Source organism: Aeromicrobium camelliae (genome assembly GCF_003850045.1).
GTDB lineage: Bacteria > Actinomycetota > Actinomycetes > Propionibacteriales > Nocardioidaceae > Aeromicrobium > Aeromicrobium camelliae.
Genome location: NZ_RQJX01000015.1, coordinates 48,687 through 72,249, shown reverse-complemented (window position 1 = coordinate 72,249; position 23,563 = coordinate 48,687). Strand labels below are relative to the sequence as shown.

Sequence of the window (23,563 nt, the reverse complement as noted above, 5' to 3'; positions counted from 1 at the left end):
CATGCTCGAAGTCCGCCGCCTCAGCCTCCTGCGCGAGCTCCATCACCGCGGCACCATCGCCCGGGTCGCGGCGGCCCTCCACCAGAGCCCGTCGTCGGTCTCGCAGCAGCTGAGCCAGCTCGAACGGGAGGTGGGAGTCCCGCTCCTGCGCAAGGTCGGACGGCGCCTGCAGCTGACGCCGCAGGCCGAGATCCTCGTCGGCCACACGGCGGCGATCCTGGCCCGGCTCGAACAGGCGGAGACGGATCTGGAGGAGTCGCTCGACGCGGCGGTCGGCACCGTGCGGATCGGCATCTTCCAGTCTGCGGCACTCGCACTGATGCCCCGGACGTTGCTCTCGCTGCAGGCGAGTCACCCGCTGGTGCGGGTCGAGATGCACCAGCGCGAGCCTGAGACGGCGCTGGGTGCGACATCGATCGGGGACTTCGACCTCGTCGTCGCCGAGCAGTACCCCGGCCACGCGGCCCCCTGGCACGCCGAGCTCGATCGCGTCGGCCTCATCGCCGACCGCATCCGCCTGGCCACACCGCGCCGCGGTCCGCTCTCGCAGATCCGCACGATCGCCGACGCCGCCACGGCCCCGTGGACGATGGAACCCGACGACGTCGCCTCACGGCACTGGGCGGAGCAGGCGTGCCGGCAGGCGGGGTTCGAGCCGGACGTGCGCTACGAGACGCCGGATCTGCAGGCCCAGATCGACCTCGTCGAGTCCGGGCTCGCGGTCGCGCTGATCCCGGATCTGCTGTGGCTCGGCCGCAGCGCCGACGTCCTGCTGCACGACCTCGCAGGCGACCCTCGGCGCCAGGTGTTCACGGCGACCCGTCCGTCGATCGCGCAGAGCCCGGCGATCGTGGCGTGCCGCGAGACCCTGGTCAGCGTCGCCGCGAGCCTCGAAGCACCCAGTACGACTCCCGGCGTTCCTGCAGCGTGACCGGCACCTCGAGGGCCTCGACCTCGTGGAACCGCCGGGCCAGCCGGTCGCGCACCGCGGGGGAGTCGGCCATCGACCAGACGCACAGCTGCCCGTCCGGCCGGAGCCTGGCCGCGCACTCGGCGACGAAGTCGTCCCCGTAGACCGCCGCGTTCTGCTCGTACACGAGGAAGTCCGGCCCGTTGTCGACGTCCAGCACGATCGCGTCGAGCGAATCGGGCGACTGGGCAGCCACGACCTCGCGGACGTCGGCCACGACGACCTCGGTCCGCTCGTTCTCCAGCAGCGCCGTGCCGCCCGGGATCGTGCCGTCGGCCAGCCAGTCGACGAGCTCGGGCTCGATCTCGGCGACGATCACCCGCTCGGCGCCGCCGTCGAGCAATTCGCGCAGCGTGAAACCCAGTCCGAGGCCGCCGACCAGCACCTCACGCGCACCCAGGTCGAGGACCGTCCGGGCGAGGAGCCGCTCGGACGTCGATTCGGCGTCGTCCATGACGAAGACGCCATTGACCCGCAGCTCCAGCGCGCCATCGGGTCGCCGGCGCAGCTGCGCAGTCATCAGCCGTCGTAGTCGACCGCCGAGTAGGCGCGCAGCTTGTGAAGCTGGTGCTCGCTGAAGATCTTGCGGATCGTGCCCGAGCGGGAGCGCATGACGATCGACTCGGTGAAGGCGAGGCCGCTGCCGTACCGGACACCGCGCATGAGCTCGCCGTCGGTGATGCCGGTGGCGACGAAGAAGCAGTCGTCGGCGCTCACGAGGTCGTCGGTCAGCAGGATGCGGTCGAGGTCGTGACCGGCGTCGAGCGCCTTCTGGCGTTCTTCGTCGTCCTTCGGCGCCAGCCGGCCCTGAATGACGCCGCCGATCGCCTTCATCGCGCAGGCGGTGATGATGCCCTCGGGCGTGCCGCCGATGCCCACGAGCAGATCGACGCCGGTGCCGGGCCGGGCCGCCGTGATGGCGCCCGCGACGTCTCCGTCGAGGATGAACTTGATGCGAGCGCCGGTCGCGCGGATCTCCTCGACGAGGTGCTCGTGGCGCGGACGGTCGAGCACACAGACCGTGACGTCGGCGTTCGAGACGCCCTTGGCCTTCGCGACGATCGAGATGTTCTCGGCGACAGGCAGGCGGATGTCGACCTGGTCGGCGGCCTCGGGACCGGCGACGAGCTTCTCCATGTAGAACACCGCCGAGGGGTCGTACATGGCGCCGCGAGGAGCCACGGCCATGACCGAGATCGCGTTGGGCAGGCTCTTGGCGGTCAGCGTGGTGCCGTCGATCGGGTCGACGGCGACATCGCACTCCGGGCCGGTGCCGTCGCCGACGCGTTCGCCGTTGTACAGCATCGGGGCGGCGTCCTTCTCGCCCTCGCCGATCACCACGACGCCGTCCATCGCGACGGTGTTGATGAGCGAGCGCATGGCGTTGACGGCGACCCCGTCGGCGCCGTTCTTGTCGCCGCGGCCCACCCACCGGCCCGCCGCGAGGGCGCCGGCCTCGGTCACGCGGACCAGGTCGAGCGCGAGGTTACGGTCAGGGGCGTCGGCAGCAGGCTTCAGGCTCTCCACATCCGGCATCCTAGCGGTGCTCGGAGCTGATCGCCGAGGCTCTGGGGTGGCCCCCTATCGTGGCGGCATGAGCAACTACGGCGGCGCGAATGCCAAGATGAGCGACGTCCTGCGCACCGTCCTGGTGCTCGCAGCAGGGGTTCTCGCCCTCTTCTTCATCGGTCGGGTGTTCTTCACCGTCGAGCCCGATCACCCGGTCTCGGCCGTCGACTATCAGGAGGCCGCGTCGGCCGTCGAGCCCGCCGCAGGCTTCGATCCGTTCGTGCCCGAGCGCCTGCCCGACGGCTGGATCTCCAACTCCGCGCGCATCGACGCCGGAACGTGGGAGATGGGCGTCGTGACCGACGACGACCAGTTCCTCGGCATCCGTCAGCTGCGCGACGGCGAGGGTGAGGCCTACAGCCGCGCCGTCGAGGACGACGGGCAGCAGGTGTCGCTGCAGGGCCGGGAGTGGCGGGTCGGGGAGACCCGCGACGAGATCGTGTACGCCCTGACCGACGGGGACATCACGACGGTCGTGCGCTCGACCGCCTCACCCGAGGACACCGAGGACTACGTGGCGTCGCTCGTGCCGTTCTCGACGCTCTCGCCCGAGGCCGCCGCGAGCCGCTGACGGGCTCCGTCGAGCCACGTCTGGCAGATCGTCGCCAGTTCCTCGCCGCGTTCCCACAGCGCGAGCGACTCCTCGAGCGAGGTGCCGCCGGTCTCCAGGCGCTGCACGATCGAGATCAATTCGTCGCGCGCCTGCTCGTAGCTGAGTTCCGGGCCCGTGCCCGGCAGCGCGTCAGTCGTCATGGTGGTGCTCCTCGATGTGCTCGATGCGGGCGGTGAGCAGCCCGTCGGTGAGGTGGATCTGGACGTCGTCGCCGGACGTGACCTGCTCGGTCCGGACGACGGGGTGCCCGTCGGGCCCCAGGACGACGGCGTACCCGCGTTGCAGGGTGTTGAGTGGCGACAGCGCGCGGACGCGTGCGAGGTGGTGGCCGATCTCGTCGTGGGCCCGGTCGAGCCGCGCGGTGAGGGCACGCCGTGCCCGGTCGCGGTGGTGGTCGACGAGGTCCTGCTGCATCTCCACCACCGTCGTGGGGGTGGCGAGCACCGGGCGGCTGCGCAGCGCGTCGAGGCCGTGCTGCTCGCGTTCGAGTCGCGTGCGGAGGGCATGGCGGGCCCGGGTTCGCATCTGCCCCAGCGCGGCGATCTCCTCGCGCACATCGGGGACGATGCGCTTGGCCGCGTCCGTGGGGGTGGAGGCGCGAAGGTCGGCGACGAGGTCGAGGATCGGGGTGTCGGGCTCGTGCCCGATCGCACTGACTACAGGTGTGGTGGCGGCGTGGACCGCGCGGATGAGGGCCTCGTCGGAGAACGGAAGGAGGTCCTCGACGCTACCGCCGCCGCGCGCGATGACGATGACGTCCACGTCGTCGTGGTCGTCGAGGAGGCGGAGCTCGGTGATGACCTGTCCGGCGCATTGACCGCCCTGCATGAGGGCGTGCCGGACGTGGAGCGTGGCGCCGGGCCACCGCAGTCGGACGTTCTCGATGACGTCGCGCTCGGCCGCGGAGTCCTTGCCGGTGATGAGTCCGATGCCGCGGGGGAGCGCGGGCAGGGGGCGCTTGAGCCGCGGGTCGAACAACCCCTCGGCGGCGAGCAGCTGCTTGCGGCGCTCGAGTTGCGCGAGGAGTTCGCCCTCGCCGGCGGGCCTGATCTCGCGGATCGCGAGGGAGAGCCGCCCGCTCGGCTGATAGAAGTCCGGCTTGGCGTGCACGACGACACGGGCGCCCTCGGTGACCGGCGACGGCGAGGCGTCGAGCACGGAGGCGTGGCACGTGGCCGAGATGCTCAAGGAGGCCTCGAGGTCGCGCAGGGTCAGGAAGCACACGCCGCGTCGCCGGTTCAGCTGCGCGATCTCGGCCTCGACCCACACCGCTCCGAGGCGGGCGACGTAGCCGCCGATCAGCCCGGAGATCTGCCGCAGCGGCGCGGGAGAGTCCGGACTCGTCTCGAGAGGCATGCGTCCACCCTAGGCGCAGGGTCCGCCGTTCTTGCGCAGTACCGGACCAGGTGTGGAGCGTGATTTTCTGCGCCCGGGCCCGCTCGCGTCCCACCCGCCGGGGGTTTCCGCGTTCGTTACGATGGCCACCATGACGTCCTCGGTCGAACTCGGCATGCCCACGGTCGGCGGCTCGGTGCTGCTGGCCGATCCGCGCGGCTACTGCGCGGGCGTCGATCGTGCGGTGATCACGGTCGAGAAGGCCCTCGATCTGTATGGTGCGCCCGTGTACGTGCGCAAGCAGATCGTGCACAACAAGCACGTCGTGCAGAACCTCGCGGCGCGCGGCGCCATCTTCGTCGAGGAGCTCGACGAGGTGCCCGAGGGATCGACCGTCGTCTTCTCCGCGCACGGCGTCTCGCCGGCCGTCCACGCACAGGCCGCCGAGCGTCAACTCAAGACCATCGACGCCACCTGCCCGCTGGTCACCAAGGTCCACCACGAGGCCAAGCGCTTCGCCAAGGAGGACTACCGCATCCTGCTGATCGGTCACGCCGGTCACGAGGAGGTCGAGGGCACCGCGGGCGAAGCGCCCGACCACATCACGTTGGTCGAGCATCCCGACGACGTCGACTCTCTCGAGTTCCCTGAAGGGACCCGGCTTTCGTGGCTCTCGCAGACCACGCTGAGCGTCGACGAGACGATGGAGACCGTGCGCCGGCTGCGCGAGAAGTTCCCGCAGCTCGAAGACCCGCCGAGCGACGACATCTGTTACGCCACCCAGAACCGTCAGGTCGCGGTCAAGGAGATCGCCAAGGACGCCGACCTGGTGATCGTGGTGGGCTCGGCGAACTCCTCGAACTCCGTCCGACTGGTCGAGGTCGCTCTCGAGGCCGGCGCCGCCGCCTCGTACCGCATCGACGACGTCAGCGAGATCGACGACGCGTGGCTCGAGGGGGTCTCGGTCGTGGGTGTCACCTCCGGCGCGTCGGTCCCCGACGACCTCGTGCAGGACGTCCTCGCCTACCTCGCCGAGCGCGGCATCGGTGACGCCCGCGCCGTCCGCACCGCGGAGGAGTCGCTGATGTTCGCGCTGCCTCCCGAGCTCCGCCGCGACCTCAAGGCCGCCGGCCAGTAACCACCGCGCCCGGCACTCACCGAACCTAGCGCAACGAGAAGTCCGACGTTCGAGATCGAACGTCGGACTTCTCGTTGGCAGGGTCACCGGCGCGGGTGGACCACCATCGCCGTGCCACCGCCGCGGCGTTCGGGCTCGGCAGCAGCCGTGATCCGGCCCCGCCGGTCGACCTCGATCGCTGCCGCCGCACCGATCTCGGCCTGCGACGTGAAGGCGTCCCCGGCGGGCACGAACTCGTGGCCGTACGGCGTCAGCAGATCGCCGTACTGCTCGATGAACGCGGGCTCGGCCGTGGTGGCGGCGGTGTTGCGCTGCGAGGCGCGTGGCGCGGCAACGGCCTCGGGGAGGCTCATGCCCAGGTCGACGCGGTTGAGCAGGATCTGCAGGACGGTGGTGATGATCGTCGAACCGCCCGGCGAGCCGAGGACGAACCGCACGCGGTCGCCCTCGGTCACGATCGTCGGCGCCATCGAGGAGCGCGGCCGCTTGTTCGGCTCGATGCGGTTGGGATCCGCGGGATCGTAGACGGTCGTGAAATCGGTCAGCTCGTTGTTGAGCAGGAAGCCCCGACCCGGCACGGTGATGCCGGAGCCGCCGGTCTGCTCGATCGTGAGCGTGTACGCGGCCGCGTTGCCCCACCGGTCCACCACGGACAGGTGTGTCGTCGAGACGTTCTCGGTGTCGGCCTTCTCCTCGTGCGCCGCGGTGCCACAGGCGGCGCCGTCGAGGGAACCCGCGGCGACGGGCTTGGGCGCCGCGGTGTCGGGGTCGACGAGGCACGCGCGGCTGTCGGCGAACTCCTGGCTCAGCAGCGTCGAGGTGGGCACATCGGCGAAGGCGGGGTCTCCCACGTAAGCGCCGCGGTCGGCGTAGGCCAGCGCCGAGGACTCGAGGTACAGGTGGAGGCTCCGCGCGAGGTCGTCACCGGGTCCGAGCGGGAAGTTCTCGAGGATGTTGAGCGCCTCACCGACGGTGGTGCCGCCGGACGACGACGGCGCCATCCCGTACACGCTCAGGCCGCGGTAATCGACGTGCGTCGGCTCCTGGTCGAGGACCTCGTAGCCGGCGATGTCCTCCGCCGTCATGCTTCCGGCGGGCGCCGGAAGCTGAGAGGCCGGGTCCTTCGGCGGTGCCTGGACCGTCTGAGCGATCTCCTGAGCGAGCCGGCCGGAGTAGAACGCTTCCGGTCCGCGCGCCGCGAGCAGGGTGTACGTGCGGGCCAGATCCGGGTTGCGAAAGCGCGTCCCCACCTTCGGCGCATCCCCGCGCGGGAGGAACAGCTCGGCGGTGTCGGGGAACGCGGCGAACCGCTCCGCGTTGTCGAGCGTCTGCTGGCGGAACGTCTCGTCGACCACGAAGCCGCGCGCCGCCAGCGAGATCGACGGCTTCAGCACCTGCCCGAGGCGCTTCGTGCCGAACCGCTCGAGAGCGCGCTGCCAGGTGGCGACGGTCCCCGGGACGCCGACCGCGACGCCCGAGGACACCAGTTCCGGCGTGAACCGGTAGGGCTCCCCGGTGGCGGGATCGATGAAGGCGTCGGGCGTGATGCCCGCCGGCGCTGTCTCGCGGCCGTCGATCGTGCTGACCTCGCCGGTCTTGGCGTCGAAGTACACGAAGTACCCGCCGCCGCCGATGCCCGCGCTGTACGGTTCGGTGACCCCGAGCGCGGCGGCGGTGGCGACGGCCGCGTCGGCCGCGTTACCCCCGCGTTTGAGGACGTCGAGCCCCACCCGGGTCGCGTCGGCGTCGACCGAGACGACCGCCCCATGGGTGCCGGTGGCGGTGGGACCCGCCTCCGTGCCGGGACGGTGGCCGCCTCGGCCGGCGAGGGCGGGAGCGCTCAGCAGCGCGAGTGTGGTGGTGGCCGCGGCGACAGCTGCCGTGGCGCGAAGGAAATGCCGTGTGGCCATGTCGATCCCCCCGAATCGTCGTTCTCGTCACCGTAGGACGAGGAACGGACCGGGGCAAGCGAGGAAACGGAGGGTCTAGGCCGGCTCTTTGAGGATGCGCACGACGATGACCGCCAGTGCGAGGGCATGCCCCACGAGCAGCGGGACGCCGAAGGCGATCGTGCCCGAGAGCGCCCTGCCGAGGACGCCCGCGGAGTCCGGCAGACCCTCGATGACGAGCGCCGAGCCGAAGAATGCCGCGACCGCGAGGATGATCGCGGCGAACAGCAGCGGGGGGAAGACGCCCGCGGTGAAGAAGGCATCGGATCGGACGGCCAGCGGGACCGTGGCCACGACGAGAACGAATCCGACGCCGAACGCCACTCCCAGCCGACCGTCGATGAGGTCGAGCGCCGTGACGATGAGCATCGCGAGCGCGGCCAGCACGACGGCCTGCCGGGCGGTCAGGTCGTGACTCGCCAGGTTGCGTGGTGCGCGCCACAGCGCCGAGGCCATGATCACGACGTTAGTCGATCCGTGAGCTCGGGCGCCGTCATCGCGCGGGGTGTCGTGTCGACCAGCCGCGGCATCTCGAGCGGGCGGTCGCTGACCTGCAGATCCTGCAGGCGCCGGGCGCTGACGAGGACGCGCGACTCGACGGACGCGACCGTCTCGTTGTACGCGCCGACGGCGCGCTCGAGCGCTGCGCCGAGCCGGTCGACGTGACCCGACACCGTGCCGATGCGCTCGTACAGCTCGCGAGCGGCTCGGTGGATCTCGCGCGCGTTGTCGGCGAGCTTCTCCTGCGTCCACGCGAACGCGACGGTGCGCAGCAGCGCGATGAGCGTCGTGGGGGTCGCGAGGACGACCTGCTTGGCGGCCGCGTACTCGAGCAACGACGCGTCCGTCTCCAACGCTGCGGACAGGAACGACTCCCCGGGCACGAACAGCACCACGAATTCGGGCGCCGTGTCGAACTGGCGCCAGTAGGTCTTGGCGGCGAGCTGGTCGACGTGCGTGCGCAGTTGGCGGGCGTGACGGCGCAGATGCGCGGCGGCTTCGTCGTCGTCCTCGGCCTGGGCGACGTCGAGATAGGCGTCGAGCGGCACCTTGGCGTCGACGACCACCGACTTCCCGCCAGCGAGCCGCACCACCATGTCCGGTCGCAGGAGCGTGTCGTCGCTGCGCGTCGAGACCTGGAGGTCGAAGTCGCAGTGTTCGAGCATGCCGGCGAGTTCCGCCGTGCGCTTGAGGTGCATCTCGCCCCACCGCCCGCGGACCTGCGGGCGTCGGAGAGCGGAGGCGAGCGAGGCCGTCTCGCGGCGCAACTGGTCGCTGCTGAGCCGGACGGACTCGACCTGCTCGCGCAACTGCGCCTGCCAGGCCACCCGCTGGGACTCCAGCTCCCGCAGCCGAGCGTCGAAACGGTCCAGACTGGCCGCGACGGGCTCGACGGCACGGTGGGCGGCGTCGAACTCCACGGCGGGGGCTGCGGGACGGCGGCGCGCCCCGGCGACGTGGCCGAGCGCGAAGCCGGTCACGAGGGCGAGAACGGCGACGAGCAGCAAGGTCAGGGCGTCCATGCCTCCACTGTCACGCGGACCACTGACAAACCCAGGCGCTCAGGACAGCCGCGACGCGAGTCGCTGTCCGAGGCGTTCGAGCAACGCGACCGCGTCGCGCATGCTGCGGGCCGGGTCGGGTTCGAGGGAGCTGAGCGCCAGTACGTCGTCGAAGCCGGCAGCGGTCCACCGCGCCTCGTCCACCTCGCAACGCCCGCACACCGCGACGGTCGGGACACCGAATCGCCGGGCCGCCGCAGCCACGCCCGCGGGAGCCTTGCCGCCCAGCGTCTGCTCGTCGAGCGAGCCCTCGCCGGTGATCACGAGGTCGACGCGCTTGAGGTGCTGATCCAGGTCGACGGTCTCCAGCACGAGGTCAATGCCGGACCGCGCCGTCGCTCCGAGCGCCGTGAGCGCCGCGAATCCCACGCCGCCCGCCGCACCCGCCCCGGGTACCTCGCGCGCATCGCTGCCCGAGGCCGCGGCGAGAACATCCGCCCACTGGCGCAATCCGCGTTCCAGGAACTCCACCTCGGCGGGGGAGGCGCCCTTCTGCGGCGCGAACACCGCGGCCGCTCCGCGCGAGCCGAGCAGCGGGTTGTCGACGTCGCTGGCCACCACGAACTCGACCTCGTGGCAGCGTGGGTGCAGGCCCGCGAGGTCGACCGAGGCGATCTCGGCGAGATGGCGTCCGATCGGTTCGAGGTCGAGCCCGGCGCCGTCGCGGATGGTGGCACCGAGCGCGACGAGCAGACCGCTGCCGCCGTCGGTGCTGGCGCTGCCGCCGAGCCCGATGACGACCCGATCCACGCCCGCGTCCAGCGCGTCGCGCACGACCTCGCCGAGCCCCCGGCTGGACGCGTCCAGCGGCGCGAGCGGGCCGTCGAGGCGCTTGAGTCCGCATGCGTCGGCGAGTTCGACGACGGCGGTGTCGTCGCGACGTGCCCAGGAGGCGGTGACGGCCTCGCCGGTCGGACCGTGCACCTGAACGGTCCGACGCTCGTAGCCCGCGGCCACGAGCGCGTCGATCGTGCCGTCGCCGCCGTCGGCGATGGGCTGCCGGATGACGTCGAGGTCGGGACGCGCGCCGAGCAACCCTCGTTCGAGTGCCGCAGCGACGGCGTCGGCGTCGAGCGACCCCTTGAACTTGTCCGGAGCGAGCAACACGGCCGGGCGGTGATGGGTCATGGGCGTGGGGCTCCCGTCGAGTCGCGGATCACGAGTTCGTGGCCGGTGGTGCGGCGCCGGGGCCGAGCCGCGGGCTCTTGCAAGGTGAGGGACAGCGCGATCTCGCCGATGCTGGTCATCGGCAGTCGCACCGTGGTGAGGGACGGCGCAAGGTCCTGTGCGACGCCGATGTCGTCGAAGCCCGCGACGGAGACGTCGCGGGGGACGTCGACGCCGGCGCCCCGCAGCGCGGAGAGGACGCCGATCGCCATGTCGTCGTTGAGCGCGAGGATGGCGGTGACGTCCGGGTGCTCGTCCAACACGCGGCGCGCCGCCTCCTTGCCGCCGCGCCGCGTGAACTCGGCCTCGATCACCGGCATGGAGGCCGGATCGAGCCCGTGCTCGGTGAGGGTCTCGGTGGCGCCGGCGAGGCGGTCGGCGACGGTGGTGAGCAGACGTGATCCCGCGACGATCGCCAGGCGGCGGTGTCCGAGGGAGAGGAGATGCTCGACCATGGAACGGGCCCCGTCGCGGTTGTCCGGCAGCACCGCGTCGGCGCTCAGGTGGTGGCGGCCGATGACCGCCACCCGGCCACCGGTGGCGCGGTAGTCGTCGAGCGCCCGGCGGGTCTCGCGCTGGACCGCGGCGTCGACGAAACCGGAACCGGCGATGATGATCCGACCGACCCGGTTGGCGGTCAATGCGCGGATCTGAGCGACCTCGCGGTCCGGGTCCCGGCCGGTGTGACACACCTGGACGGTGAGCCCCTCGCGGTCGCCCACGCGCATCACCCCGGTGGCGATCTCGGCGAAGTAGGGGTCGCTGATCTCGTGGACGACGAGCCCGACCGAGGGCGTCGATCCGCCGGCGAGGGAGCGTGCGTGCGGATTGGCGACGTAACCCATGTCGCGCGCGACTTCGCGGACCCGCTCGGCGACGCCGCTGCTGACTCCGTCCCGTCCCGAGAGCGCTCGCGAAGCGGTCGCGAGCGACACTCCCGCGCGCTCGGCGACGTCTTGCAGACGCAACGCGCGTGGAGCTCGCATCGATGCACCTCTTCTCACTCGGATTCCGATGTGACCCTTGACACACTCCGGGGGTTCGGCTCTACTTTAGCGCAAGCGCTTACGAAAGCGCTTTCGAGCACAGCAGCGACCATGCGCGAGGAGTAGAGATGATCGGTCACGAGCGGCGGGAAGGACGCGGCCACCGCGTCGGCGGAGCCTGGAAGCGAGGGTCGTCGGCGGTCGTCGCCGGTGTGGCCGCGCTGACGCTCGCCGGCTGCCTGAGCAGCGGCAGCGCCGGGGGCGGAGGAGGAGATTCCGACGAGGACGGACCGATCACGATCGGCATCTCGCTCCCGTTGACCGGCGACTTCTCCGAGCCCGGCAAGGGCGTGCAGCGCGGGTACGAGGCCTGGGCCGCGTACGTGAACGAGAACGGCGGCCTGCTGGGTCGCGAGGTCGAGCTGAAGATCCTCGACGACCAGTCGAACGCCGACCGCGTCGCCTCGGACTACGAGAAGCTCATCAACCAGGACGGCGTCGACCTCGTCTTCGGACCGTTCTCGACGCGCCTCGTGGTCCCGGCCGCGCAGGTCGCGCAGGACTACGGCTTCCTGTTCGTCGAGCCTGCGGGCGCCGCCGAGGAGATCTTCACGCAGGGCTTCGACAACCTCTTCTACGCCGCGCCGGCGGTCGCGCAGGATCACTACGACTACCTCGCGGACTACATCGAGCAGATGCCCGAGGCTGAGCGTCCGAAGACCGCCGCCTACGCGGCGATGGACGACCCCTTCGCCCAGGGCACCGCGTACGGCCTCAAGGACCGGCTCGAGGAGATGGGCGTCGAGACCGTCGTCGACGAGGTCTACCCGCCGAACACGACGGACTTCAGCTCCATCGCCAACAAGATCGCCGACTCCGACGCCGACATCCTCGTCGGCGGCACGCAGTACCAGGACGCGGTCAACCTCATCGTCGCCGTCCGCCAGCTCGGCTACCAGCCGCGCATGGCCGCGTTCTCGACCGCGCCGACGAACCCGGAGTTCCCCGAGGCCATCGGCGCGCAGACCGAGGGCATCATCTCGCCCACCGGCTACACGCCTGAGGCGTCGTGGGAGACCAACGCGGAATTCGTCGAGTTCTACACCGAGATGCACGGCACCCCGCCGAACGAGGATGAGGCCAACGCCTGGACGACCGGTCAGGTCGTCGCGGCGGCCGTCGAGGCCGTCGAGTGCGCGGACGCGTCACCGGAGTGCCAGCAGTCGCTCATCGACTGGCTGCGCGAGAACGAGGTCCAGACCGTCGTCGGTCCGCTCTCGTGGGACGAGGCCGGACGCCCGCAGGGCGCCCACCTGATCCAGCAGTACGTCGACGGCGAGATCAAGATCGTCCTCCCCGAGGAAGCGGCCGAGGCCGACTTCATCGCCGAGAAGCCGGCCTGGTGATCCGATGAGTGGTTCCCTGATCCTCCAAAGCGTCGTGCTCGGCGTGTTGCTGGGAGGGCTCTACGCCCTCCTGGCCGCCGGACTCACGCTCTACTTCGGAGTCATGCGGGTGGTGATGATCGCCCACTCGGCGTTCCTCATCCTCGCGGCCTACCTCGCCTGGTATTTCACCAGCCAGACCGGCCTCGACCCGCTGTTCTCGCTGATCATCACCGTCCCGCTGTTCTTCGTGGCGGGGGTGGTGATGCAGCGCCTGCTGATCTCCCGGCTCCGGCCGGCGACCCTGACGATGATGTCGGTGCTGTTGACCTTCTCGATCGCACTCGTGATCGAGGGCATGCTCGGGTTCATCTTCAGCGGCACGCAGCGCCGCATCCAGCTCCCGTACTCGGGCACGAGCTTCGAGGTCTTCGGGGCGAACATCGCGGTCGTCAAGCTCATCGCGTTCGTGCTCGCGGCGGCGTCGCTGCTGGCGCTGTACCTCATCATGAAGCGCACGCGCTTCGGTCAGGCGCTGCGCGCGACGATCCAGCATCCCGAGGCCGCCCGCCTCGTGGGTGTCAACACCGACCGGGTGGCGGGCTACGGCTTCGGCCTCGGCCTCGCCACCGCGGCGGTCGGTGGGACGGCGCTCGCTCTCGACTCCACCATCTACCCCTCGCTGCACTGGCACTGGATCGGCCCGCTGATGGCGATCATCGTCGTCGGCGGTCTCGGTTCCATCCCGGGCGCCGCGATCGCGGCGATGGTCCTCGGCATCGGCCAGGCGCTGCTGCAGCTGCCGCTCGGCACCACCTGGGCGCAGACCATCTTCTACGTCGCGCTGTTCGCGACGCTGATGCTGCGTCCCCAAGGATTCTTCGGAGGTCGTCTTGCCCAGAGGTTCTGACATGACCGCGTCACGCACCGTGAACCGCGGTGTCAAGATCGTCGGACTCCTGGCGCTGATCGCGCTGGCCCTGGCGTTCCCCAGCCTGGCTCCCGACCCCTTCATCCTGTCGGTCGGCGTCGTCATCATGAGCTACGCCGTCCTCGCGACGTCGTGGAACTTCGTCGGCGGCTTCACGGGCTACATCTCGCTCGGCCACGCCGCGTACTCCGGTCTCGGCGGCTACGCCACGGCCCTGCTCATCCTCGACGCGGGACTCAACCCCTGGGTCGCGATGCTCCTGGGCGCAGTCGGGGTCGCGCTGCTGGCCGTGCCGATCGGCATCGCGAGCCTGCGGGTCCGCGGCGCCTCGTTCGTCATCGTCTCCATCGCGCTCGTCCTCATCATGCTCCTGGCCTTCCAGAGCTGGGGCTCGGTGACCGGCGGATCGAACGGTCTGCGCGTCCCGCGTCCGTTCGGCCCGGAGGTCCTGCGTCCGGAGCAGCACGAGCGGTTCTTCTACCTGCACCTGGCGCTGCTGGCCATCGCGCTCTTCACCTGGTGGGCGATCGACCGGTCCCGCTTCGGCATCGGCCTGAAGGCGATCCGCGAGGACGAGGACAAGGCCGAGGCGCTCGGCGTGCCGACTTTCTCCTACAAGCTCGCGGTGTTCGTCGTCTCGGCGTTCTTCACGGCGCTCGGCGGCGGCCTCTACGCCCTGTGGTTCGGGTTCCTCGACCCGATCTTCCAGTTCTCGATCCTCGTCGGCTCCTACATGGTCCTGATGAGCCTGCTCGGCGGCATCCGCAGCCTGTTCGGGCCGTTGCTCGGCGCCGTGATCGTCGGGTACGCGCTCGAGTTCTTCAAGGCCCAGTACGGCGACACCCAGTTCCACCTCGTGGCGCTCGGTCTGCTGCTGGCGCTCGTCGTCCTGTTCATGCCGGACGGCATCATCCCGGCAGTCGGGCAGCTCGTCGCCCGGTTCCGTCCGCAGGCGGCGTCGATCCGCGAGCAGACGCAGGCCGAACTCGCCGCGCAGCGTCGCGGCGAGGCGTCCGAACCGGACCGCGACGACGCGATGGCCGTTTCAGGAGAGGAAGCACGTCGATGACTCAGACTCAGCAGGAGAGCAGCGCGCCGGTCTCGACCGGCCGCAGCCTCGAGACGAACGGCCTGCGCAAGTCCTACGGCGGGGTGACGGCACTCGACGGCGCCTCGGTGACGTTTCAGGACGGCAAGGTCAACGCCCTCATCGGCCCCAACGGGTCGGGCAAGACCACGTTCTTCAACTGCGTGACCGGCATGATCCGCGCCGACGAGGGCACCACGACCTTCCGCGGCACGGACATCACGACGGCCTCGCCGCACCGCATCGCCCGGCAGGGGATCGGCCGCAGCTTCCAGCTGTGCCGGATCTTCCCGCGCATGACGGTCATGGAGAACATGCTGGCGGCCGTCCGGCCGCAGTCCGTGTGGAAGATGCTCGGCTCGGCGCGCGACGCCGCCGACCAGGAGCGTGCCCGCGAACTGCTCGCCCGCGTGGGCATCGACCACCTCGAGCACGCCGAGGCGCGGGACCTGTCGTACGGACAGCAGAAGCTGCTCGAACTCGGCGGCGTCCTCATGGCCGACCCCGACACGATCATGCTCGACGAGCCGGCCGGCGGCGTGAACCCCGCGCTGATCGATCGCATCGCCAACCTGATCCGCTCGCTCAACGCCGAGGGCAAGACCTTCATCGTCGTCGAGCACAACATGGAGCTCGTCATGAGCCTGTCCGACCACGTGGTCGTGTTCGACCGCGGGCGCCCCATCTGTGAGGGTCCCCCGTCGCTCGTGCAGAACGACCCCCGAGTCCTGGAGGCCTACCTTGGCATCTGAACAGCACGACGCTCCCCAGGGGCGTCAGGAGTATCTGCTCGAGCTCGACGACGTGCAGGCCGGGTACGGCCGGGCGGCGCTCGTGCTGCGAGGACTGACCGTCAAGGTGCCGCCGGCGAGCGTGGTGTGCCTCGTCGGACCGAACGGCGCCGGCAAGTCCACGGTGCTGAAGGTCGCGAGCGGCATGCTGACCCCGCGCGCCGGCAGCGTCCGGGTGCTGGGCCAGGACGTGACCCGCAACGGCCCCCAGGACATGCTCGCGGCCGGTCTGTCACACGTCCTGCAGGGGCACAGCGTGTTCCGGGAGATGACCGTCGGCGAGAACGTCATGCTCGGCGCTTACACGGTGCGCGACAAGCAGTTCATCGCCGAGCGGGTGGACTTCGTCAAGTCGCTGTTCCCGGTGGTCGGTGACCGGTGGGACGCCCTCGCGGGGGCGCTCTCCGGCGGCCAGCAGAAGCAGGTCGAGTTCGCCCGGTCGCTCATGGTCGATCCCAAGGTCGTGCTGCTCGACGAGCCGTCCATGGGTCTGGACCCCAAGGCCACGGCGACCGTGTTCGAACAGGTCGTGCGGATGCGCGACGCCGGCCTCGCCGTGCTCATGGTCGAGCAGAACGCCCGCCGGGCGCTCGAGACCGCCGACCTCGGCTGCGTCCTCGACCTCGGCCGCGTCCACATCTCCGGTCCGGCGCAGGAGCTGCTGGCCGATCCCCAGTTGGCGGAGCTCTATCTCGGCGGCCGCCCTCACACCGACGACTCCGCAAAGGCGACCCATGTCTGAAACCACCTACCGCATCATCATGAACGGCGTCACCGGGCGCATGGGCTACCGGCAGCACCTGGTCCGGTCGATCCTCGCGATCCGCGACGACGGCGGCATCGTGCTGCCGGACGGGTCGCGCATCCGGGTCGAGCCGATCCTGGTGGGTCGCAACGCCGAGAAGCTCCAGGAGCTCGCCAAGCGTCACGACGTCGCGGACTGGACGACCGACCTCGACGGCGCGCTCGCCGATCCCTCCGCGACCATCTACTTCGACGCGCTGGTCACGAGCGAGCGCGTCGGAGCGATCCTCAAGGCCGTGGAGGCCGGCAAGCACGTCTACACCGAGAAGCCGACGGCCGAGAGCGTCGCCGACGGCCAGCGCCTCGCCGACGCGGCCGACGAGGCGGGGATCATCAACGGCGTCGTCCACGACAAGCTCTACCTGCCGGGTCTGCGCAAGCTGCGCCGCCTGCTCGACTCCGGCTTCTTCGGCCGACTGCTGTCGGTGCGCGGCGAGTTCGGCTATTGGGTCTTCGAGGGTGACTACCTGCCCGCTCAGCGCCCGAGCTGGAACTACCGCGCCGAGGACGGCGGCGGCATGGTCCTCGACATGTTCTGCCACTGGAACTACGTTCTGGAGAACCTCTTCGGGCGGGTCGAGGCCGTGACCGCGAAGGCCGTCACGCACATCCCGCAGCGCTGGGACGAACAAGGCCGCCCGTACGAGGCGACCGCCGACGACGCCGCGTACGCGATCTTCGAGCTCGAGGGCGACGTCATCGCCCAGGTCAACTCGTCGTGGGCGGTGCGCGTCGAGCGTAAGGAGCTCGTCGAGTTCCAGGTCGACGGCACCCACGGCTCGGCAGTGGCCGGACTGTTCGGTTGCCGCGTGCAGCCGCGCGTGCGCACGCCCATGCCGGTCTGGAACCCCGACCTGCCGACCGACCAGGACTTCCGGTCCCAGTGGGACGAGGTGCCCGACAACGCGACGTTCGCCAACGGGTTCCGCGCGCAGTGGGAGCAGTTCCTCCTCGACGTGCACGCAGGCCGTCAGCACGCCTACGACTTCGCGGCGGGCGTGCGCGGTCTCGAGCTCGTCGACGCCGGTTACGCCTCCTCGCGGGAGGGCCGACGGGTGACGATGGACGAGGTGCGGGCCGGCGCGACGGGGCAGAACGCATGACGACGGTGCACCTGCCCGGAGCCGACGGAACCTGGCGCACCCGGACGCTCGCCGAGCCGTTGGAGTGGGAGCGCCACCCGGACGGTTTCACGTCTCGGATCGCGTTCGCCGCGGCCCACGTCGTGGCCGATCCGCTCGGCGAGAACGTGCCCGGGGCCCCGGCCGTCGTCGACTGGGACTCCACCCTCGCGTTCCGGCGTCACCTGTTCGCGCACGGTCTCGGCGTCGCGGAGGCGATGGACACCGCCCAGCGCAACATGGGCCTGGACTGGGCAGCGATCCAGGAGCTGATCCGGCGCAGCGCCGCCGAGGCGAAGGAAGCTGGGGCCCGCATCGCGGCGGGCGCCGGCACCGACCACCGTACCGAGCTGAGCTCGCTCGACGAGGTCACGGCCGCGTACCTCGAGCAGGTCGAATTCGTGGAGTCGACCGGCGCACAGGTCATCGTCATGGCGTCTCGTCAGCTCGCGGCCACGGCGCGGCACGCCGAGGAGTACCGCAAGGTGTACGACGCGATCCTCGGGCAGGTCAGCCGTCCAGTGATCCTGCACTGGCTGGGGGAGATGTTCGACCCGCAGCTCGCGGGGTACTGGGGGTCGGCGGACGTCGACGCCGCCACCGAGACCTTCCTCGGCCTCGTGCGCGACCACGCCGCCGTCGTGGACGGCGTCAAAGTCTCGCTGCTGTCCGCCGAGCACGAACGCAGTCTGCGCGCCCGGCTGCCCGAAGGCGTCCGCCTCTACACGGGCGACGACTACCACTATCCGGAGCTGATCCGGGGCGACGGTACGCATCACTCCGACGCCCTACTGGGGGCCTTCGCCGCGATCGCCCCTGCGGCCGGCGCGGCGCTCGCGGCCCTCGATCGCGGCGATCTCGCTGCCTACGACGCGGCGATGAACCCGACGCTCGAGCTCTCGCGCCACGTGTTCGCGCCACCGACGTGGTTCTACAAGACCGGTATCGCGTTCCTGGCGTGGCTCAGCGGCCACCAGCCCGGATTCACGATGGTGGGCGGTCTGCAGACCGGTCGCAGCGTCGTCCACCTCGCTCGGGTCCTCGAGCTCGCCGACGAGGCGCGGCTCTTGCCCGACCCGGACCTCGCGGCCCACCGCATGCAGCTGTGGCTCGCGTCGGCAGGACTCACCCGATGACCGCGGTGAACGCGCCGGCGGGTGTCGCGGACGTCCCGTCGGGGCTGCCGGCCCGCGTGCCCACGCCCGAGCCCGGTGATCCGCGGCTTGCCCGGCTCGCACTCAACCAGCGCACGACGGCGAACTGGTCCCTCCGCGAGGCGATCGACGGTTGCGTTGCCGCCGGCATCCCCTCGCTCGGTGTGTGGCGCGAGCCGTTGGCCGAGGTCGGAGTCGAGGTGGGTGCTCGCTGGATCCGGGAGGCGGGTCTGCGCGTGTCGTCGGTCTGCCGTGGTGGCTTCTTCACCTCGGCGGACCCCGACGAGCGCCGCCGCGCCTACGAGGAGAACCTGCGAGCACTCGACGAGACGGCCGCGCTCGACGCCGCCGCGCTGGTGCTCGTGCCCGGTGGTCTGCCCGAGGGCGATCGCGACATCCGGGGCGCGCGCTCGCGTGCCGCGGAGGCGGTTGCCGAGCTGGCTCCGCACGCCGCCGCACGCGGAGTGCGGTTGGCGATCGAGCCCATGCACCCGATCTACGCGGCCGACCGCGGCGTCGTCTCGACGCTCGAGCAGGCGCTCGACATCGCCGAGCCGCACGACCCGGACGTGGTCGGCGTCGTCGTCGACACCTTCCACGTGTGGTGGGAGCCGGGCGTGCTGGACCAGATCGCTCGCGCCGGCGATCGGATCTACAGCTACCAGGTCTGCGACTGGATCACGCCGCTGCCGCCGGACGCGCTGTTGTCGCGCGGAATGGTGGGCGACGGTCACATCGACTTCGCCACGCTGACCGCCGCCGTGGCCGCGACCGGCTACGACGGCGACGTCGAGGTGGAGATCTTCAACGCCGACGTCTGGGCCGCGCCCGGTGACGAGACCGTCGCCACCATGGCGCGCCGCTACATCGAACTGGTGGAACCGCACTTGTCCCCCCGCATCACCCCATAACACCCGATCGTTTCTCGTTCGGGGGAGAGGAACGGCACATGCACATCACACGATCACGTCTCGCGAGGTGGGGGGCGGTCTTGACCGCCGCCCTCCTCATCGCGGGACTGGCGCCGGGGTCGGCTTCGGCCGACCGGGACAAGGGACCACGCGAGGTGCGGGTCCATCCCGGGCCGACGCCCCAGCACTGGGATCCGCTGACTCCGGGCAAGTGGGAGTTCGCCAAGGGTCAGGTGGCGATGAAGGAGGCCGGCACCGCTCCGGAAGGACCGCGGCGCCCGTTCGAGTACGCCATCGTCAACCAGGGCCCCGACCTCGCGTCGATCGACTACCGGGCCTCGGTGCGCATCGACGAGCCGGTCGAGCGCAACGACCGCGACGTCGTCCTGATCTGGAATTACCAGTCACCGACACGCTTCTACTACGCCCACCTGTCGCAGGACAACGGCATCTACGCGCACAACGGCATCTTCGTGGTCGACAACGCCGATCGCCGCCGGATCGACGATCAGTGGAACGGCACGACCGGTGCGGCGCCCGCGATCGACGACACCGACTGGCACGACGTACGGCTCACGTACGACGCGCCGACCGGTGCCGTCGAGGTGCGGATGGACGGCGCTCGCGAACCGCTCATGACCGCGACGGACACGACGTTCTCCGGCGGCCGGGTCGGGTTCGGGTCGTTCGACAACTACGGGCGCATCCGCGACGTGAAGGTCTCGGGCGTCCCGGCGAGCGACCAGCCCGATCCGAACGCCCCGATCACCGATCCCGTGCCCGAGGGCCCGGCGCCCGCCGACCTCGCGCTCGTGCTCGAGGAGGTTGCACAGCTGCCGGAGTCCGATCCGACGCCTGCGCCGACCGACCCGCGCATCATGCGGCACAACCGGATCAACTACGTGGGCGAGGTGCCGGACGGCTCGGGACGGCTGTACGTTCCCGACCTCAACGGGCCGATGTACCTGCTGGACAAGGAGACCGGGCAAGAGCAGGTCTACCTCAACGTGCGCGAACAGGACCCGCACTTCTTCTCCGGACGGGGGATGGGCAGCGGTTTCGGCTTCGTGACGTTCCACCCCGAGTTCGCGAGCAACGGCAAGTTCTATACCGTGCACACCGTCGGCGCCGAGGGCATCGCGGCGAACGAGCCGACGTACCCGAACCAGCCGAACGCCACGGTGCAGTCGGTCGTCACCGAGTGGACCGCGGACGACCCTGCGGCTCCGGTGTTCGCCGGCACGCGGCGCGAGATCTTCCGCTTCGGGTTCGCCACGCAGATCCACGCGATCCAGCAGATCGACTTCAATCCGACGGCGCGGCCGGGCGACGAGGACTACGGTCTGCTGTATCTCGCGGTCGGTGACGGCGGTCTCGGGCTGAACACCGACATCCCGCAGCGTTTGGACACGCCGGACGGCAAGATCCTGCGGATCGACCCGCTGGGCACCGACGGTCCCGACGGCGCCTATGGGATCCCCGCCTCCAACCCCTTCGTCGGAACCGACGGGGCCTTGGGTGAGATCTACGCGATCGGCATGCGCGACCCGCACCGGTTCACGTGGGACCCGGAGGGCTCGCACCAGATGTTCCTCGGGCACATCGGCCAGCGCGCCGTCGAAGCGGTGTACGAGGTGCGCAAGGGCGACAACTTCGGGTGGAGCGACATCGAGGGCCGGTACCGGTACGAGAACGACCGCCAGTGCGTGCTGTTCCCGTTGACGCCCGAGCAGCAGCAGAAGGGCTACGTCTACCCGGTCGCGTCGTACGATCACGATTCACCGACGAACTGGGACTGCAACGCGGACTCCGGCCACGCCATCAGCGGCGGCCAGGTGTATCGCGGTCCGATCAAGGAGCTGCGCGGCCGCTACGTGTTCGGCGACCTCGTCAACGGATCGGTGTTCTCGACCGACGTCAAGAAGATGCGTCGCGAGGCCAAGCAGGAGGCGCCGATCACCGAGCTGCAGCTGCGCGACACCGACGGCAACCAGCTCCGGATGACGGACTTCGTCGACGACGTGCGGGTGGATCTGCGGTTCGGCACGGACGCCGACCGCAACCTGTACCTGCTGGCGAAGTCGAACGGCACGATCTGGAAGGTGACCGACGCCGAGCGCGTCAAGCCACGTGAGGTCGTCGACAAGAAGCTGCGCGACCATCTCGTCTCGTTCTACGACTTCGACCGGGGCTTCGCGCAGAACGGCGCCCTGGAAGAGGACCAGGGCGACGCGAACCTGCTGCTGTCCCTCGTCAACGGCGGCAAGGACATGCGCGTGCGTGACGGGGCCTACCCGGGCAGCATCAACTCCTTGCAGACTCGCCAGGTCAACCCGGAGACCCCGGGCAATGACGACTGGAAGGCCGGGTTGTGGGACGCGAACGGCGTCAAGGGTCTGGAGCGGCTCGCAGGCGCCGAGGGCATCACCGTCATGGGCTGGTTCAAGATGACCGGCGACCATCCGGCGCTGAACAGCAACACGCCGGATCCCGCCGACCGGTACAACGCGGTCGGGTTGGCCGGAGTGCTGGCCGGCAACAGCGACGGCCACGGGGTGCGGGCCCTGCTCGAGCTCATCAACGTGAACGGTGAGCTGCGGCTCGTGGCCTTGGGCCGGCGCCTGGACGAGGGAGCGTCGCAGACGTTCGCCGCGTCCCAGGACTGGCAGGAGCTCCTGCCGCGCGACGAGTGGGTCCACCTGGCCGCGACGTTCGACTACACGACCGGCGACATGGCGTTGTACCGCAACGGCAAGCCGATCGACGGGTTCTACGTCAACGAGGGTGACCCGTGGCAGGTCGACGGCACCGGAACGTCGCCGACGCTGCCGCGCGGGATCAAGATCGGCGGGTCCTACCCGCAGAACACCCGCGAGCAGAACCCCTGCGACTGCCGGATGGACGGGTTGATGATCCTCGACACGGCCGCCAGCAAGCAGGATGTGGCCCGGCAGTACCGCGCGTTCGTGCGCGACTGACAGGAGGACGGCCGGCGGTCCCGGGCGCGCTCAGCGTTCGGAGCCGCCGGCCACCTCGTAGGACCACAACTCGCTGTGGGTGGCGACGGGCTTCGGCGCGTCGCCACCGGCGCGTTCGCCTTCCGAGCGATGGCCGTGGCCGAACGCGGGGGAGGACACCCACGCCTGGAACGCCTCCTCGTCGCGCCACCGGGTGACGACGAGCCACTGCTCGCGGTCGTCGGTGGGCTTGAGGAGCTCGAATCCCTCGAAGCCGTCGGCGCCGTCCACGGCACCGGCGCGCTTGGCGAAGCGGTGGGCGAGCTCGTCGCCGCTGTCCTTCGGCACGGTGATGGCGTTGATCTTGATGACGCTCATGCCCTCATCCTCCCACCCGCGCCCCGGGCGGTGAGTTAGCGTCCGTTCTCCCGCCGGGGCGGTGGGTAAGCGTCCATCCTCGGCCTCCGAATGGACGCTTACCCACCGCCCCGGCGGTGAGGTGAGGGGTCTTCGCGGCGGATGGGAGGCTGGGGGAGTGAGCGACCTCATCGAGACCGAGCGACTGACCCTGCGGCCGTTCCGCGTCGATCACGAGCCGGACGTCGAAGCCGTCTACGAGATTCACAGCGACCTCGAGATCGTCCGCTGGCTCGACAACCCGCCGTTCGTGCTGATGGCCGATCACGAGGAGGCGCGCGCCTGGATCGATCGTCGCGCCCAGATCGAGGCCGAGGACTTCCGGCAGCTGCAGCGGGCGATCGAGGTGACCGAGACCGGGGAGACGGTGGGCCAGGTCGGCATCCAACGCCTCGTCCGCCAGGACGGCGGTTTCGTCGGCGAATACGAGATCGGCTGGCGGCTGCGGCCCGGCGCGACCGGGTCGGGCTATGCCACCGAGGCGGCGCAGGCGCTGGCTTTGGCGGCGTTCGCGATCGGTCTCGATGAGCTCGCCATCCTCATGTACCCCGACAACGCGCCGTCGGCGGCGGTGGCGCGCCGGCTCGGAGCCGAGGAGCTCGGCGTCCAGGCCGACCCCTGGTACGGCGGCGACTCCCTCATGTTCCGCCTCCGCCCGCCTCGGGCGGTGAGTTAGCGTCCGTTCTTCTGCCGGGGCGGTGGGTTTGCGTCCGTTC

General features: G+C 70.4%; 23 protein-coding genes. 13 read left to right on the top strand and 10 right to left on the bottom strand.

Translation table 11 applies throughout. From position 1 onward, the window contains the following. Window position 1 precedes the first annotated feature (1 nt). Window positions 2–931: a LysR family transcriptional regulator gene (locus tag EHW97_RS11395; protein ID WP_124237293.1), complete on the top strand. Its 930-nt coding sequence runs from the start codon at window positions 2–4 to the stop codon at window positions 929–931. Here the strand turns inward: EHW97_RS11395 and EHW97_RS11390 are convergent. Together EHW97_RS11390 and glpX are read right to left on the bottom strand one after the other, a co-directional pair. Next, the gene (locus EHW97_RS11390; RefSeq protein WP_124237292.1) at window positions 873–1,490 is read right to left on the bottom strand and encodes a polyamine aminopropyltransferase; all 618 of its coding nucleotides are present in this window, start codon (window positions 1,488–1,490) and stop codon (window positions 873–875) included. The two genes, EHW97_RS11395 and EHW97_RS11390, sit on opposite strands and share 59 nt — an antisense overlap. Beyond that, entirely contained in the window at window positions 1,490–2,497 is a 1,008-nt protein-coding gene (gene glpX / locus EHW97_RS11385; RefSeq protein WP_378079946.1) for a class II fructose-bisphosphatase, read from the bottom strand. The genes EHW97_RS11390 and glpX overlap by 1 nt, the downstream gene beginning before the upstream one ends. A 67-nt stretch (window positions 2,498–2,564) precedes the next feature. Here glpX and EHW97_RS11380 point away from each other — a divergent pair, with 67 nt between their 5' ends. Beyond that, window positions 2,565–3,110: a DUF4245 domain-containing protein gene (locus tag EHW97_RS11380; RefSeq protein ID WP_124237290.1), complete on the top strand. Its 546-nt coding sequence runs from the start codon at window positions 2,565–2,567 to the stop codon at window positions 3,108–3,110. Here EHW97_RS11380 and EHW97_RS11375 read toward each other — a convergent pair. Further along, window positions 3,050–3,292, bottom strand: a complete 243-nt coding sequence (locus tag EHW97_RS11375; RefSeq protein WP_124237289.1) for an exodeoxyribonuclease VII small subunit — start codon at window positions 3,290–3,292, stop codon at window positions 3,050–3,052. The two genes, EHW97_RS11380 and EHW97_RS11375, sit on opposite strands and share 61 nt — an antisense overlap. After that, window positions 3,282–4,508: an exodeoxyribonuclease VII large subunit gene (xseA, locus tag EHW97_RS11370; RefSeq protein WP_124237288.1), complete on the bottom strand. Its 1,227-nt coding sequence runs from the start codon at window positions 4,506–4,508 to the stop codon at window positions 3,282–3,284. Before xseA ends, EHW97_RS11375 begins: the two co-directional genes overlap by 11 nt. 130 nt (window positions 4,509–4,638) lie before the next feature. On the opposite strand from xseA, the gene EHW97_RS11365 reads away from it, so the two are divergent. Then, window positions 4,639–5,625 (top strand): 4-hydroxy-3-methylbut-2-enyl diphosphate reductase, encoded by a 987-nt coding sequence (locus EHW97_RS11365; RefSeq protein WP_124237287.1) that lies wholly within the window; start codon window positions 4,639–4,641, stop codon window positions 5,623–5,625. An 83-nt stretch (window positions 5,626–5,708) separates the two neighbouring features. Here the strand turns inward: EHW97_RS11365 and ggt are convergent, their stop codons facing one another. The 5 genes from ggt to EHW97_RS11340 form a co-directional block, all read right to left on the bottom strand. Continuing rightward, window positions 5,709–7,535, bottom strand: coding sequence for a gamma-glutamyltransferase (gene ggt, locus EHW97_RS11360; protein ID WP_124237286.1), 1,827 nt, complete (start codon window positions 7,533–7,535; stop codon window positions 5,709–5,711). Between the two features lie 75 nt (window positions 7,536–7,610). Next, window positions 7,611–8,030, bottom strand: coding sequence for a DUF6542 domain-containing protein (locus EHW97_RS11355; RefSeq protein WP_124237285.1), 420 nt, complete (start codon window positions 8,028–8,030; stop codon window positions 7,611–7,613). Between the two features lie 2 nt (window positions 8,031–8,032). Further along, the gene (locus EHW97_RS11350; RefSeq protein ID WP_124237284.1) at window positions 8,033–9,097 is read right to left on the bottom strand and encodes a DNA recombination protein RmuC; all 1,065 of its coding nucleotides are present in this window, start codon (window positions 9,095–9,097) and stop codon (window positions 8,033–8,035) included. Between the two features lie 39 nt (window positions 9,098–9,136). Further along, window positions 9,137–10,264: a glycerate kinase gene (locus EHW97_RS11345; RefSeq protein ID WP_124237283.1), complete on the bottom strand. Its 1,128-nt coding sequence runs from the start codon at window positions 10,262–10,264 to the stop codon at window positions 9,137–9,139. Beyond that, complete coding sequence (locus EHW97_RS11340) at window positions 10,261–11,289, bottom strand: LacI family DNA-binding transcriptional regulator (RefSeq protein WP_124237282.1); 1,029 nt, start codon at window positions 11,287–11,289, stop codon at window positions 10,261–10,263. The genes EHW97_RS11345 and EHW97_RS11340 overlap by 4 nt, the downstream gene beginning before the upstream one ends. Before the next feature lie 128 nt (window positions 11,290–11,417). Between EHW97_RS11340 and EHW97_RS11335 the strand changes: the two genes are divergently transcribed. The 9 genes from EHW97_RS11335 to EHW97_RS11295 all read left to right on the top strand — a co-directional run bounded on the left by EHW97_RS11335 (window position 11,418) and on the right by EHW97_RS11295 (window position 22,451). After that, window positions 11,418–12,695, top strand: coding sequence for an amino acid ABC transporter substrate-binding protein (locus EHW97_RS11335; protein WP_124237281.1), 1,278 nt, complete (start codon window positions 11,418–11,420; stop codon window positions 12,693–12,695). A gap of 4 nt (window positions 12,696–12,699) precedes the next feature. Beyond that, window positions 12,700–13,584, top strand: a complete 885-nt coding sequence (locus tag EHW97_RS11330; protein WP_124237280.1) for a branched-chain amino acid ABC transporter permease — start codon at window positions 12,700–12,702, stop codon at window positions 13,582–13,584. A 1-nt stretch (window position 13,585) separates the two neighbouring features. Next, window positions 13,586–14,674 carry a branched-chain amino acid ABC transporter permease gene (locus EHW97_RS11325; protein WP_124237279.1) on the top strand — a complete coding sequence of 363 codons (1,089 nt, stop codon included), beginning with the start codon at window positions 13,586–13,588 and terminating at the stop codon, window positions 14,672–14,674. Continuing rightward, on the top strand, window positions 14,671–15,444 hold the full coding sequence (locus EHW97_RS11320) for an ABC transporter ATP-binding protein (RefSeq protein WP_124237278.1): 774 nt from the start codon (window positions 14,671–14,673) through the stop codon (window positions 15,442–15,444). The genes EHW97_RS11325 and EHW97_RS11320 overlap by 4 nt, the downstream gene beginning before the upstream one ends. Beyond that, window positions 15,434–16,225: an ABC transporter ATP-binding protein gene (locus EHW97_RS11315; RefSeq protein ID WP_124237277.1), complete on the top strand. Its 792-nt coding sequence runs from the start codon at window positions 15,434–15,436 to the stop codon at window positions 16,223–16,225. Before EHW97_RS11320 ends, EHW97_RS11315 begins: the two co-directional genes overlap by 11 nt. Next, window positions 16,218–17,390: a Gfo/Idh/MocA family protein gene (locus EHW97_RS11310; RefSeq protein WP_208002004.1), complete on the top strand. Its 1,173-nt coding sequence runs from the start codon at window positions 16,218–16,220 to the stop codon at window positions 17,388–17,390. Before EHW97_RS11315 ends, EHW97_RS11310 begins: the two co-directional genes overlap by 8 nt. Then, window positions 17,387–18,544 carry a dihydrodipicolinate synthase family protein gene (locus tag EHW97_RS11305; RefSeq protein WP_124237276.1) on the top strand — a complete coding sequence of 386 codons (1,158 nt, stop codon included), beginning with the start codon at window positions 17,387–17,389 and terminating at the stop codon, window positions 18,542–18,544. The genes EHW97_RS11310 and EHW97_RS11305 overlap by 4 nt, the downstream gene beginning before the upstream one ends. Then, window positions 18,541–19,473, top strand: coding sequence for a sugar phosphate isomerase/epimerase family protein (locus EHW97_RS11300; protein WP_124237275.1), 933 nt, complete (start codon window positions 18,541–18,543; stop codon window positions 19,471–19,473). Before EHW97_RS11305 ends, EHW97_RS11300 begins: the two co-directional genes overlap by 4 nt. Window positions 19,474–19,553: 80 nt before the next feature. Next, window positions 19,554–22,451 (top strand): PQQ-dependent sugar dehydrogenase, encoded by a 2,898-nt coding sequence (locus tag EHW97_RS11295; RefSeq protein WP_243696413.1) that lies wholly within the window; start codon window positions 19,554–19,556, stop codon window positions 22,449–22,451. 30 nt (window positions 22,452–22,481) lie between these two features. On the opposite strand, the gene EHW97_RS11290 is transcribed toward EHW97_RS11295, so the two are convergent. Next, window positions 22,482–22,808, bottom strand: coding sequence for an antibiotic biosynthesis monooxygenase family protein (locus EHW97_RS11290; protein WP_124237274.1), 327 nt, complete (start codon window positions 22,806–22,808; stop codon window positions 22,482–22,484). A 157-nt stretch (window positions 22,809–22,965) separates the two neighbouring features. Between EHW97_RS11290 and EHW97_RS11285 the strand changes: the two genes are divergently transcribed. After that, a complete protein-coding gene (locus tag EHW97_RS11285; protein WP_166367489.1) occupies window positions 22,966–23,523 on the top strand; it encodes a GNAT family N-acetyltransferase in 558 nt (185 codons plus the stop codon). Window positions 23,524–23,563 lie beyond the last annotated feature (40 nt).

Coding starts and splice junctions, on each gene's coding strand:
- EHW97_RS11305 (WP_124237276.1), top strand. CDS start 17,387: ATGACGACGGTGCACCTGCCCGGAGCCGACGGAACCTGGCGCACCCGG.
- EHW97_RS11310 (WP_208002004.1), top strand. CDS start 16,218: ATGTCTGAAACCACCTACCGCATCATCATGAACGGCGTCACCGGGCGC.
- EHW97_RS11320 (WP_124237278.1), top strand. CDS start 14,671: ATGACTCAGACTCAGCAGGAGAGCAGCGCGCCGGTCTCGACCGGCCGC.
- EHW97_RS11340 (WP_124237282.1), bottom strand. CDS start 11,289: ATGCGAGCTCCACGCGCGTTGCGTCTGCAAGACGTCGCCGAGCGCGCG.
- EHW97_RS11395 (WP_124237293.1), top strand. CDS start 2: ATGCTCGAAGTCCGCCGCCTCAGCCTCCTGCGCGAGCTCCATCACCGC.
- ggt (WP_124237286.1), bottom strand. CDS start 7,535: ATGGCCACACGGCATTTCCTTCGCGCCACGGCAGCTGTCGCCGCGGCC.
- EHW97_RS11330 (WP_124237280.1), top strand. CDS start 12,700: ATGAGTGGTTCCCTGATCCTCCAAAGCGTCGTGCTCGGCGTGTTGCTG.
- EHW97_RS11290 (WP_124237274.1), bottom strand. CDS start 22,808: ATGAGCGTCATCAAGATCAACGCCATCACCGTGCCGAAGGACAGCGGC.
- EHW97_RS11380 (WP_124237290.1), top strand. CDS start 2,565: ATGAGCAACTACGGCGGCGCGAATGCCAAGATGAGCGACGTCCTGCGC.
- EHW97_RS11390 (WP_124237292.1), bottom strand. CDS start 1,490: ATGACTGCGCAGCTGCGCCGGCGACCCGATGGCGCGCTGGAGCTGCGG.
- EHW97_RS11300 (WP_124237275.1), top strand. CDS start 18,541: ATGACCGCGGTGAACGCGCCGGCGGGTGTCGCGGACGTCCCGTCGGGG.
- EHW97_RS11365 (WP_124237287.1), top strand. CDS start 4,639: ATGACGTCCTCGGTCGAACTCGGCATGCCCACGGTCGGCGGCTCGGTG.
- EHW97_RS11355 (WP_124237285.1), bottom strand. CDS start 8,030: ATGGCCTCGGCGCTGTGGCGCGCACCACGCAACCTGGCGAGTCACGAC.
- EHW97_RS11335 (WP_124237281.1), top strand. CDS start 11,418: ATGATCGGTCACGAGCGGCGGGAAGGACGCGGCCACCGCGTCGGCGGA.
- xseA (WP_124237288.1), bottom strand. CDS start 4,508: ATGCCTCTCGAGACGAGTCCGGACTCTCCCGCGCCGCTGCGGCAGATC.
- EHW97_RS11375 (WP_124237289.1), bottom strand. CDS start 3,292: ATGACGACTGACGCGCTGCCGGGCACGGGCCCGGAACTCAGCTACGAG.
- EHW97_RS11350 (WP_124237284.1), bottom strand. CDS start 9,097: ATGGACGCCCTGACCTTGCTGCTCGTCGCCGTTCTCGCCCTCGTGACC.
- EHW97_RS11325 (WP_124237279.1), top strand. CDS start 13,586: ATGACCGCGTCACGCACCGTGAACCGCGGTGTCAAGATCGTCGGACTC.
- EHW97_RS11345 (WP_124237283.1), bottom strand. CDS start 10,264: ATGACCCATCACCGCCCGGCCGTGTTGCTCGCTCCGGACAAGTTCAAG.